At 71.7% G+C, this 11,562-nt stretch carries 12 protein-coding genes; 8 read left to right on the plus strand and 4 right to left on the minus strand.

Features of this window, described 5'->3' with window-relative positions; translation table 11 throughout:
• Window positions 1-41: 41 nt before the first annotated feature.
• Both OH768_RS20055 and OH768_RS20060 read right to left on the minus strand, forming a co-directional pair.
• Window positions 42-1,166: a hypothetical protein gene (locus OH768_RS20055; RefSeq protein WP_406455484.1), complete on the minus strand. Its 1,125-nt coding sequence runs from the start codon at window positions 1,164-1,166 to the stop codon at window positions 42-44.
• On the minus strand, window positions 1,166-1,828 hold the full coding sequence (locus OH768_RS20060) for an RNA polymerase sigma factor (protein WP_406455486.1): 663 nt from the start codon (window positions 1,826-1,828) through the stop codon (window positions 1,166-1,168). Before OH768_RS20060 ends, OH768_RS20055 begins: the two co-directional genes overlap by 1 nt.
• Window positions 1,829-2,826: 998 nt before the next feature.
• On the opposite strand from OH768_RS20060, the gene OH768_RS20065 reads away from it, so the two are divergent.
• The 8 genes from OH768_RS20065 to OH768_RS20100 all read left to right on the plus strand — a co-directional run bounded on the left by OH768_RS20065 (window position 2,827) and on the right by OH768_RS20100 (window position 10,665).
• Window positions 2,827-3,933 (plus strand): ATP-binding protein, encoded by a 1,107-nt coding sequence (locus OH768_RS20065; RefSeq protein ID WP_406465357.1) that lies wholly within the window; start codon window positions 2,827-2,829, stop codon window positions 3,931-3,933.
• 20 nt (window positions 3,934-3,953) lie between these two features.
• Window positions 3,954-4,781, plus strand: a complete 828-nt coding sequence (locus tag OH768_RS20070) for a roadblock/LC7 domain-containing protein (RefSeq protein WP_406465359.1) — start codon at window positions 3,954-3,956, stop codon at window positions 4,779-4,781.
• Window positions 4,774-5,160, plus strand: coding sequence for a DUF742 domain-containing protein (locus OH768_RS20075; RefSeq protein ID WP_317883846.1), 387 nt, complete (start codon window positions 4,774-4,776; stop codon window positions 5,158-5,160). Before OH768_RS20070 ends, OH768_RS20075 begins: the two co-directional genes overlap by 8 nt.
• Window positions 5,161-5,164: 4 nt before the next feature.
• On the plus strand, window positions 5,165-5,725 hold the full coding sequence (locus OH768_RS20080) for a GTP-binding protein (RefSeq protein ID WP_403601448.1): 561 nt from the start codon (window positions 5,165-5,167) through the stop codon (window positions 5,723-5,725).
• A gap of 8 nt (window positions 5,726-5,733) precedes the next feature.
• On the plus strand, window positions 5,734-7,110 hold the full coding sequence (locus OH768_RS20085) for a cytochrome P450 (RefSeq protein WP_406455489.1): 1,377 nt from the start codon (window positions 5,734-5,736) through the stop codon (window positions 7,108-7,110).
• An 89-nt stretch (window positions 7,111-7,199) separates the two neighbouring features.
• Window positions 7,200-8,447, plus strand: coding sequence for a cytochrome P450 (locus tag OH768_RS20090; protein ID WP_406455491.1), 1,248 nt, complete (start codon window positions 7,200-7,202; stop codon window positions 8,445-8,447).
• Entirely contained in the window at window positions 8,444-9,268 is an 825-nt protein-coding gene (locus tag OH768_RS20095; protein WP_406455493.1) for an enoyl-CoA hydratase/isomerase family protein, read from the plus strand. Before OH768_RS20090 ends, OH768_RS20095 begins: the two co-directional genes overlap by 4 nt.
• A 131-nt stretch (window positions 9,269-9,399) precedes the next feature.
• The gene (locus tag OH768_RS20100) at window positions 9,400-10,665 is read left to right on the plus strand and encodes an amidohydrolase family protein (RefSeq protein WP_406455495.1); all 1,266 of its coding nucleotides are present in this window, start codon (window positions 9,400-9,402) and stop codon (window positions 10,663-10,665) included.
• Between the two features lie 27 nt (window positions 10,666-10,692).
• On the opposite strand, the gene OH768_RS20105 is transcribed toward OH768_RS20100, so the two are convergent.
• Window positions 10,693-10,872 carry a hypothetical protein gene (locus tag OH768_RS20105; protein WP_406455497.1) on the minus strand — a complete coding sequence of 60 codons (180 nt, stop codon included), beginning with the start codon at window positions 10,870-10,872 and terminating at the stop codon, window positions 10,693-10,695.
• Complete coding sequence (locus tag OH768_RS20110) at window positions 10,865-11,515, minus strand: RNA polymerase sigma factor (RefSeq protein ID WP_406455499.1); 651 nt, start codon at window positions 11,513-11,515, stop codon at window positions 10,865-10,867. Before OH768_RS20110 ends, OH768_RS20105 begins: the two co-directional genes overlap by 8 nt.
• Between the last annotated feature and the right edge of the window lie 47 nt (window positions 11,516-11,562).

Genomic DNA, 11,562 nt, shown 5'->3' on the forward strand with positions numbered 1-11,562 from the left:
ACCCCGCGCGAAAAAAGTTCCGCGCGTCACGAAGTCGCAGGTCAGAGGGCGCTGTACGTCGGGCCCGGCGCCGGTGTCCGCGAGGCGCCGGTGGTGTACGACGCGGCCGGGGTGGACGGCGTCTGCCGGGCCGGCGGGGTGAAGGCGGAGGGGAGCGGGGTGGCGACCACGCCGTTGCCCTTGTGGCCACCGGCGCTCCCGCCACTGCCATTGCCGCCGCCCGGGGCGATCGGGGCTATGTTCCCGGTGCCCTCGTCGTCACCGCCCAGGCCGCCGCTCTGGTCGCCGCCCTGGGAGCCGCCGTTCTTGCCGTCGCCGCTGCCGCTGCCGCTGCCCTGGTCGTCCGAGCCGCCGCCGGTGTTCTTGAGCAGGCCCTTGCAGTACGTCCACACATGGGAGGTGCCGCCCGCCACGCCCTCCAGGGTGCGCTTGCGGCCGGGCTCCAGGAACTTGCCGTCGCGCACGGCACGGCAGGACGAGGCGACGGCGCTCCACCAACTGCCCGAGTGGGCGGAATTGTCCTCACCGGTGCCCGCGGCGGGGGTGCGGTCCGTGCCGCCGCCGACCGCCTCGCCGGAGGAGTCGTCGGAGCCGTCCGTGCCGCCGCCCGCCGAGGGCGTACCCGAGCCGAAGGTGCCGCGGGGCGAGGGCGAGACGAGCGGGCGGTCCGGGGTCGCGGCGGCGGAGACGGAGGCGGCGGGCGTCGGGTCGTCGAACGGCGACGGCAGGACTCCCGTACCGACCGCCGCCGCGACCCCGCCGGCCAGCCCGACGGCGAGCGCGGCGGTCAGCCCGAACCGCGCGGGTCTGCCCAGGCGCGGTCCCCGCACGGTCTCCACGGGCCGCCCGAGCCGGACGAGCCCGGCGTCGGAGGAGTGCGCGCGGCCGGGCCCGCCGAGGGCGGCCCGCTCGACATCGTTGCCGGTGCGTGCTGCCCGGAAGGCGGCCAACGCGGCTTCCTCGCCCGGGAGTTCGGCCTTGCCCGAGGTGGGTTCCACGGCCAGCGCGCCAAGGGTCCTGGCGAGCCGTTCGGCCTGGTCGCGGGCGGCCGGGTCGACGGCTTCGAGGGACTCACCGCGCAGCAGGAGTTCAGCGGTTTCGCGGTCCAGCCATCGGCCGGGGGTCCGGGGGGTGCCTCCTGGCACAGCAGAGCGCTCGTCGGCCATCACATGTCCTTCTGCGTCCGCGCGCGTGTATGCGTCACAGTGGCGGACGTCACCCCGCGGTCGCGCGGGTCTCGCTGGGGTGGCAGGGCGCCGAGGGCCGCGGCCGATTCGGGGTCGCCGCCCAGCAGTTCCGCGAGCCGTTTCAGACCGCGGTGCGCGGCCGTGCGGACGGCGCCGGGCCGCTTGCCGAGGGTCTGCGCGGCGGTCTTGGCGTCGAGGCCCATCACCACCCGCAGGACGACGGCCTCGGCCTGGTCCTGCGGCAGTTGGGCGATGAGGGAGAGGGTGCGGTCGGTGGCCAGCGCCTCGATGGCCTCGCCCGCCGTGTCGGACTCGGCGGCACGGCCGGCCAGCTCGGTCTCGTCGGCGACAGTCGCGGGGCGGCGGCCACGCATCCGTATGTGGTCCAGGGCGCGGTTGCGGGCGATCCGGGCCGCCCATCCCCTGAACCGGTCCGCGTCCCCGCTGAAGCGGTCCAGGTCCCGGGCGATCTGCAGCCAGGCCTCGGACGCGACGTCCTCGGCGTCGGGTTCGCCGACCAGCGTCCGTACGTATCCGAGCAGCCGTGGGTGCACCGTGCGGTACACAGTCCGGAACGCCGTCTCGTCCCCGTCCTGTGCCGCAAGCACCGCGGCGGTCAGCTCCGCGTCGTCCCCCAGCACGTGGTCCCTCGAATTTGTCGGTCGCGGCCGCACTCCGGCGCGAAAGGCACGTTACGACCTGAAACTGCTCCTCGTCCATGTCCGTACAACCCGCAACTACTTGCTTCGGGCGCGCGGTGTGACAGAAAACGCACTCCTGACGCTGTAGAGAGTACGGGCCGCCGCGCGGCCCGTGCCGCGCGACGGCCGGGGCCTCTCCTGTGGGGGGTGGCGGCCCCGGCCGTTGCCGCGACGGGGGCGACCGTGGGCGACACAGCACCAGCTGACGGCTCGTGGCCGAGTTCGGGGGGCGCGACCGTCTACCGCTACGACCGCGAAGGCACCGTTCTCCTGGCCTCGCCCGCGACGACAAGGCGCGCTGGGGCGCCAGCCCGCCCATCCGCGCCCCGTCCGATACCGCCAGTTCGCTCAGCACCGTGAGCCCTTTCAGCGTGGCTGCTGATCGGGGGGGGTGACACGGGCGTCCGCAACGGCCCCATCGACAAGATTCGCCCTACTGGATTTACCCACGAGCCGGGCACCTGGTGTCATCACCGTCGCGGCGGAGGCGGTCCCGGAGCGGGGCCCGATAACGATCCGGTCGCCGGTCGACGAGGCCTCGGGAGAGCGGCGACCCGGTGGAATCCGGCAGCGGCGGGGGCTTCTGGGGGCCCAGCCTGCGGCGCTGGGGACGCCGGTCGCTCGGTACGGTCAACACCCCTTACGCAGCAGGCGTGTTAACTCCGTGAAACCCGACGGAGTGACCTCCGATACGCACGGTTGACGGTGATAGCATTCCGCCGTCTGCGACCTTGATCCACTTTTGTTCAGGCCCCGAGTCTGAGCGCGCTTGTCTCTCCGCGTAGATCAGTCATGCAGTCCCCTGGACGGGTTGCGGATCCTTGCAAGGCGTACCCCCGATGACGCCTGCGTGCCACGCGCCGGGAAAGGTTTCCATGACTCAAGACGTGCTTCTTTGGTGCCTGGTTGCGATAGCGGTGACAGCCGTAGCCGCAGTCGTGGCGCTCGTGCTCCGCAGCAGAGCCCTGGGGAGGAGGAAGAGGGAGTCCGAGGCCGCGCTGGAGGCGCGGCTGCGGTACGCGCAGGGTGAACTCGACCGCGCCCAGGCCGCCTTGACCTCGCTGCGGGACGAGCAGGACGGTGTCATCCGCGAGGCGGAACAGGCCGCCGAGGAGAACACCAAGTCGGTCCTCAAGGGCGCCGCCCGTTTCCTGCAGAGCCTCGCGGCCGAGCAGACCACGCTGCTGGACGGGGTCCAGCGCGAGTACGGCGGCCACGCGGTCCTCTCCGACCTGATGGACATCACCCACGCCAACGCCCAGATGGCCCGCAAGGCGCAGGGCATCGCCGTGATGTGCGGTGCGCCGCTGGGCCGCCGCAGCCAGCCCGCCAGCGTCTACGACGTCGTCCGCAGCGCGCAGAGCCAGATCCGCAACTTCCAGCGGGTCGAGATCATGCAGCCCAGCGGTATCGCGCTGAAGGCCTCGGCCGTCGCGCCGGTCGCCCTGGCCGTGGCCGAGCTCCTCGACAACGCGGCCAGTTTCTCCCAGGCGGACGCCCCGATCGAGGTCACCTTCCGCCAGGTGCAGAAGAACCTGTGCATCGTCATCGACGACGCCGGCGTCGGCATGGGCGACGAGGACCGGCAGCGGGCCAGCGCGCTGCTGTCCGGCGAGGGTCTGCCCCGGCTGTCACAGCTGGGCACCCAGCCGAAGTTCGGTTTCCCCGTCATCGGTCTGATCGCCCGTCAGCACGGCTTCACGGTGGATGTCACCGGTGTCTCCCGGTACGGCGGCGTGCGGGCCGTCGTACTCCTTCCCGAGGAGCTGTGGACCATGGAGGAGGCCCTGCCGCCGGCCACCGAGGCGCCCGTGAGCAGCATCCGGCCGATGGAGACGGGACGGTCGGCGCGTACGGCGGGCGGTCTGCCGAAGCGTGGTTCCCGTATCTCGCCCACCGGTGTCACCACCGGCGGGGAGCAGGCGCCCCGGCGCAGTGCCCGGCGCGGCACCGGCAGCCTGGCGGCCCTGCAGCGCGGTACGCAGTCCGCGCGCGACACGGCCTCCTTCGACACCCCGACGCCCGGAGGGTCCGAAAACGCATGAGTACAGCAGACCTGTCCTGGATGGTCCAGGACATCGTGGACAACGTGCCCAGAGCACGGCACGCCGTGGTGCTGTCCGCGGACGGTGTCCCGCGCGGGTCCACGGACGACCTGACCGGCCAGGACGTGCGGACCATCTCGGCGGCCATGGCGGGGATGCAGTCGCTCAGCCGGGCCACCGCCCACTTCGCCGGGCTGGCCCGGGACCGGAACTGGATCCAGACGGTCATCGAGTTCCAGCACGGCTGGGTGTTCCTGATCGGGGCCGGGCAGGGTGCTTACCTGGCCGCCGCCGCGGAGCCCGACGTGGACATGGAGCAGCTGTCGTTCCGGATGAACCGGCTGGTCTCCCGGCTGGGCAACAACCTCACCGTCCCGGCGCGGGTGACCGGAAGTGAGCCGGCCCATCCCGGGGACGGCGCCGGGGCACCGCTGGACGGCGGGGGCGGCGGGGTCTTCCTGCTCGCGGAGCTGGACAAGGCGGTGGCGTCGGTGCCGGGCGCGCTGCACGCGCTGCTGCTGGGCGCGGACGGTCTGCCGCGCGGGGCGAGTTCGGGGATCGGCAGGAATCTCGCGGACACGATCTCGGCGGCCATGACCGGCATCCACGCCTACAGCCGGGCGACCGCTCCGTTCGCGGGCGGGCAGCAGGACGACGAATGGATGCAGACGGTCATCGAGTTCGAGCACGGCTGGGTGTTCCTGATCGCGGCCGGCGAGGGAGCGTTCCTCGCGGCAGCCGCCGAACACGGCTGTGACATCGAGGAGTTCACCGTACGGCTGGGCGACACGATGCCGGCGCTGACCGCCGGGTCGGCGGCCCGGGGAGGAAGGACGGGCGATGAGTGACGAACTGGACGGCGAGCTGGAGCTGACGGCTCCATTAGTCCCACTCTTCGTCATCGCGCAGGGTCGCGCGCTGCCACGGGAGAGCGAGTACGAGCACACCACGATCATCACGGCCCAGGACGGTGCCGTGGCGGCGGCCCGGACGCTGTCCCCCGAGGCCCGTACGGTCATGGATCTGATCGCGGACGGCTTCCTCTCGGTGGCCGAGGTCGCGGCCCACACCCGGCTGCCCCTGGGCATCGTCCGCATTCTGCTGGCGCAGATGGCCGAGGACGGCCTGATCCATGTGCGCAATCCGGTGCCCCATGCCGAACGCCATGATCCCGTCCTGCTGACCGCCGTGCTCGACGGCCTGATGCGAATTCGAACCGGAGCGTAGTCCCGTGTATCTGGATCCCGACGTCTCCCGCTCCGTGAAGATCCTGGTCGTGGGCCACTTCGCGGTCGGGAAGACCACGTACATCGGAAGCGTCTCCGAGATAGAGCCGCTACAGACCGAGGAGGAGATCACCGAAGCCAGCGAGGGGCTCGACGATCTCTCCGAGACCCCGGACAAGACGACCACGACCGTGGCGATGGACTTCGGGCGTCTCACCCTCGGCGAGGACCTGGTCCTCTACATCTTCGGAACCCCCGGGCAGGAACGGTTCAAGCAGATGTGGGAGGGGCTGTCCCGGGGAGCGCTGGGAGCGCTGGTCCTGGCGGACCCCGAGCGGCTGGAGGAGACGTTCCCCGTCCTCGACCTGGTCGAGGCGTTCGGTCTGCCCTATGTCATCGGCGTCAACACGTTCGAGGGGAAGCACGAGTTCCCGCTGTCGGAAGTGTGCGAGGCGCTCAACATCTCCGAGGAGACCCCGGTCATCCACTGCGACGTGCGTGACCAGGACTCCTCGATGCAGGCACTCATCACGCTCGTGAAGCACCTCTTGTCCTCACTCGGCTAGGAGCCAGCATGCAACAGCCCTTCGACACGTCCGGGGCGCCGGCCGGCTGCCCCGCGCACGGCAACGTCCCGCTGTACGGGTCCGACTTCGGCTCCGACCCCGAGAACATGTACGCCCAGCTGCGCACGCTGGGGCCCAGCGCCCCGGTCGACATCGCGCCGGACGTCGAGGTCGAGCTGGTGACCAGTTACGACGCCAGTCTCTACATCCTGCAGAACCCGACCCTGTTCGTGCGGGACTCGCGGCGCTGGAACGCCCTCAACCACGGGGAGATACCGGCGGACAGCCCGGCGCTGCCGATGATGGGCTACCGGCCCAACGCCCTGTTCAGCGACGGCGCGGCGCACGCCCGGCTGCGGCAGGCGGTCACGGACAGTCTCGCGACCGTCGACCAGAGCCGGATCGTCCGGCTGACGCAGCAGTCGGCCGACTACCTGATCAGCCAGTTCAGCTCCGAGGCCCTCGGCCAGGCGGAGCTGATGTCCGCCTATGCCCAGCCGCTGCCGCTGCTGGTCTTCGGTGAGCTGTTCGGCTGCCCGCCCGAGCTCGGCGACCGTGTGATCGCCGGGATCACCGGCATCTTCCAGGGCACCCCGGGCGCCGACGAGACCCTGGGCGGCGCGCTCGCCGAGCTGATCGCGCTGAAGCGCCGGCAGCCCGGCGAGGACCTCACCACCCGCCTGATGGTGCACTCCTCCCGGCTGACCGACGAGGAGGTGCTGCACCAGCTGGTGACCCTGCTCTCCGGCGGAACCGCGCCCCTGACGGCCTCGATCGGCACCAGCGCCGCGCTGTACCTCAGCGACGACTGGCCGAGCGGTCTGCCGGTCGAGGACGCGGTCGTCAAGACGCTGTGGAACTACGCGCCGATCGCCAACTACGCGGCCCACTACCCCACCCAGGACGTCGAGTTGGGCGAGCGGACGCTGCACGCGGGCGACCCGGTCCTGATTTCCTTCGCCGCCGCCAACACCGACCCCAAGCTGACCGCGCACCGCGAACAGCTCAGCTCCAAGGCCCATCTGGCCTTCGGCGCGGGCCCGCACGCCTGCCCGGCGAAGGACCCGGCGTTCATGATCGCGGCCACGGCCGTCGAGTCCCTGCTCAACCGGCTGCCCGACGTCGAGATGCGCGTCCCCTTCAAGGAACTCGCCTGGGTGCCGGCGCCGTGGAGCCGCCAGCTGGTGACCGTGCCGATCCGGTACACCCCCCGTACGGTGCCGTCCGCGGCCAAGCCCCGCCCGCCGCGGCCGGCCTCCGCCCAGGTCGCGCCGTCGGCCGCCGCCATGCCGCAGCCAGCCGGGTTCAGCCGGCCGTCGCACGCCGCTCCGAAGCCCAAGGGCGGGATGTTCAGCCGCTTCCGGGCCTGGGTGAATGGCGAGTGATGTAAGTAACCCTACGAAAGCACTGTGTTATTGGATGATTCAAACATCCCACGGGTACGGATGGCGGCTGGCAGAGAGGAGCCACCATCGTGGGAAGCGTCACGACTCCGTCATCGGACCGTCGGGCCACCGTCTCCCTGTTCTCCCGTCTTCGGACGGCTGACGGACAGGCCGATCCCTTCCCCATCTACGCAGAGCTCAGGGCGCGCGGCTCGGTCAGCCCCGCGCCCTGGGGCGGTCACCTCGTGACCAGCTACGGCACCTGCGACCAGGTACTGCGCAACGGCGTATGGCTCGAACCGGACACCGACTGGCGGGCGCGGCAAGGCGCCCGCACCCGCTGGAGCGCCCCCTCCGCACGGGAGATCAGCCGGACCATGCCGGCGCTCAACCCTCCGGAGCACACCAAGGTGCGCCGGTCGGCCGGTTCCTTCGACCGCTCCACCATCGAACAGATCGGCCGCCGGGTGAGCCAGGTCGTCGACCGGCTGCTCGGCACTCTGCACGAGCGCCTGCACGCGGGAGAGGCCGACTTCTCGGCACTGGTCAGCGAGGAACTCCCGGTCGCCACCATCGGCGACTGGCTCGGACTGCCCAGCGCGGACTGGCCCCGGCTGCGTGAACTGACCCACGACCAGGTCTTCACCCAGGAGCTGCTCCCGAACGCCAGCCAGCTGGCCCGTTCCGACGCCGCCATGGTGGAGCTGCGCGCCTACTTCCTGGAGCTGATCCGCGACCGGCGCGAACACCCCGGGGACGATCCCGTCTCCCGGTGGATCAGCGCTTGGGACGAGCTCGAACCGGACCGGGACAAGGCCGACGAAGCCGTCTACTTCCTCGCCCTGTTCGTCCTGCTGGCCGCCCTGGAGACGACGTCGACACTGCTGTCGACCATGACGCTCCTGCTGGTCGAGGACCCCGACCGCTGGAGTCTGCTCGCCGAACACCCGGACCTGGTCCCCGCGTTCGTGGAGGAGACCCTTCGCTACGACTCCCCCACCCACGTCATCAGCCGGGTCGCCTCCGAGGACTGCCTCCTGGAGGGCACCGAGGTCCAGGCCGGGGAGATGATCCACCTCATGGTGGGCGCCGCCCATCACGACCCCGCCCGGTTCACCGACCCCGGCTCCTTCGCCCCCCGGCGCAAGCCGACCCATCTGGCCTTCAGCGGAGGCATCCACTACTGCCTGGGCGCACCCCTGGCCCGGCTGGAGGCACAGACCCTGCTCAGCCGCATGATCGCCCGCCTGCCGAGACTCACCCTGGTCCGCCGCCCCGTGCAGGCACCCCGGGTGGCGTTCAGGCGACTTCTGAACCTGGACGTTTCACTGACATGAACCCGCCAATAACCTCCTCCAGCGCCGCCGCGCACGCCCCCGTTTCGGAGCCCGTGGACACCGCGGAGACCCCACCTCCCGCTGCCCCCATAAGCCTCGCCCGGACCGGGTCCGTCCTCCACGTACGGCTCAACCCGTCAGCTCAGGACGACGACGTCCTGAGCTCCGCCGTCCTGGACGCGCTCATCGCGGTCCTCGACGGCCTCCACGAACAGCCCGACATCCAGATCCTGGTGCTCTCCTCCCTCGGCGAGGACTTCTGTCTGGGAGCGGACCGCCGGGAGTACCAGGAGGCGCTGGCCGGCGATCCGACCGGGACCACGCTGCGGCGGATCGCGGACAAGGCCCACCGGCTGTGCCAGGCGCTGGAGAACACCCACGCCGTCACCATCGCCCGGCTCCACGGCAGGGTCATCGGAGCCGGCCTCGCGCTCGCCGCCCACTGCGATCTGCGCGCGGGGGCGGACACCTGCCGCTTCCGCATGCCGGAGATCGGCCTAGGACTCGCCCCCGCGTGGGGCGGCGCCATGGGACGTCTGATCACGGAGGCCGGTGCCGCCCGGATCCGTGAACTCATGCTCACCTGCGACGAGTTCGACGCCCCCACCGCCCACCACCTCGGGCTCCTCCACAAGGTCGCACCCCTCGACCAGCTGGACGACGCCGTCACAGCCTGGACCAGACCCCTCGCCCGGCGCTCCCCACAGGCACTCGTCCTGACCAAACGCATGCTCGCCGGCTACGCGAAAGCCGCCCGCACCAGCGACACCGCCCTGCTCGACTCCCACCTCCTCGCCGCTCAGCTCGCCCAGCCCCGCTGAGTGTCACGCCCGTGCCGTCCGGGGGTGGGTCCACCCCCGGACGGCACGGGCCTCCGTGTCCTCGGCCCGGTGTCCCGGCCACCGGACCAGTGCGCGTGCCGGGTGCGGTCGGTGCGGGATACACGTGGGTCATGCCTGACAACAGTGAACGTCGCTCGTCGGCCCCTGTCGTGTTCACCGGAGTCCGTCTGGTCGACGGCACCGGAGGCCCGCCCGTCGAGTCGGCGGCCGTGGTCGTGGAGGACGGCAGATTCACCTACGCCGGGCCGGAGCACGCGAGGCCGCAGATCCGCGAGGCGACCGTCGTGGACTGCGGCGGACGCACCCTGCTGCCCGGGTTCTTCGACTGCCACCTGCACTTCCTCATGGACAGCAACGCCGACTTCACCGGACGGCTGCTCACCAACCGGCCCACGGTCACCGTCTTCGAACGGGCCCGCCGCATGCGCGAGACCCTGCACGCAGGCATCACGACGGCCCGCGATCTCGGCGGCATCGACGCCGGTTACCGCGACGCCGTGGCGCTCGGCCTGATCGAGGGACCCCGGCTGCATGTCGCGCTGCGGCTGATGAGCCACACCGGCGGACACGCCGACTTCAGCATGCCCAGCGGCTACGACCCCTCGGCCCTCCTCGAGCCGTTCAGCGAGCTGGCCGACGATCCCGGCCAAGTCCGGCTGGCGACACGGCGGTTGCTGCGCGACGGCGCGGACGTCATCAAGGTCTGCGCGACCGGGGGCGTCAACAGCCCGAGCGACCAGCCCGAGGACGAGGGCCTGACCGTGGAAGAGATCGCGACGGTCGTGGACGAGACCCGCCGGCACCGCGGCCGGCCGGTCGCCGCGCACGCGCAGGGGACGGTGGGCATCAAGAACGCCCTGCGCGGCGGGGTGACCAGCGTCGAACACGGTTACCTCATCGACGACGAAGGCATCGATCTGATGCTGGAGAAGGGCGCGTTCCTGGTCCCGACGCTGTCGACCTTCCATGTCGAGCGCGACCGCTTCACGGCCGCCGCCCACGAGAAGAAGGCCCGTCTGGCGGAGGCGGCGACGAACCGGCTGAGCGAGGCGGTGCGGCGCGGCGTGAAGGTGGCGCTCGGCACGGACGCGGGCGCCGTTCCGCACGGGCGGAACCTCCAGGAACTCGGCCACCTGGTGCGGTTGGGCCTGTCACCACTGGACGCCGTCCGCGCGGGGACGCTGAACGCCGCCCAGCTCCTGGGCCTGGACGAGTCGTTGGGCACGGTCGAGGTCGGCAAGATCGCCGACGCAGTGGTGTGCGAGGGCGATCCGGTCGCCGACATCGGTCTGCTCGGGGATCCGGAGAACGTCGTACTGGTCATGCAGGAGGGCCGGATCGTCAAGCGGGGCAGGCCAGTTGGAGGCGCCGGGTAGTCGCGGGTCCGCGTGGGCCGGGGGGGCTCAGGCGGACCCGGGGCGCCAGTCGTCCTCGCGCCGGGGGCTGGTCGCGCGGTCGCCGGAATCCCTGGCCAGCCGGAACGCGGCCACCGCCCGCCGCTCCGCCTCGTCGTCCACGCCGACATCGCGTAACGCGGCGCCCAGCCGAGCCGGGAAGCCGTCGCCGTTCCGCTGCTCAGTCATGTCCGTGTCCATCCGTCGCCGAACCGTCGTCCGACTCCCCCAGCGTCCTGGTGCCGGCATCCGTCACACCCTCCGCGGCGAGTTCGCGGGCCAGCCGCTTCAGCCCCCGGTAGGCCGCCGTACGCACCGCACCGGGCCGTTTCCCCAGCACCCGCGCAGCGGCCGGCCCGTCGAGGCCCACGACGACGCGGAGCAGGACCGCCTCCGCCTGGTCGCGGGGCAGGCCGCGCACCAGGTCGAGGGCGTGTTCGGTGGAGAGGGACTCCAGTGCCTGGTCATGGGTGCTGTGCGGACCGGGGAGTTCGAATACGTCCTGTTCCAGCGCCGCCGGCCTGGGCCGCACCCGCTGTCTGCGCAGATGGTCCAGCGCCCGGTGCCGGGCGATGGTCGCCGTCCAGCCGCGGAAGCCGGCCCCGTCGCCCCGGAAGCGGCCGAGATCGCGGGCGATCTCCAGCCAGGCGTCGGCCGCCACGTCCTCCGCCTCGTCGCCGACCAGCCCGCGCAGATAGCCGAGCAGCCCGGGCTGCACGATCCGGTACGCGACCGCGAAAGCGTTGTCGTCGCCCTCCTGGGCGCGCGCGACAGCGGCACCCAGTTCCCCGTCGTGCGCGTGCCCGCGGCGGGGCTCGCCTGTCTGGCCCAAGGACTGTCCTCGTCCGTGCGTACCGAGTTCGCGAAGAATCCGTACCG

The organism is Streptomyces sp. NBC_01622 (assembly GCF_045209635.1).
Lineage (GTDB): Bacteria > Actinomycetota > Actinomycetes > Streptomycetales > Streptomycetaceae > Streptomyces.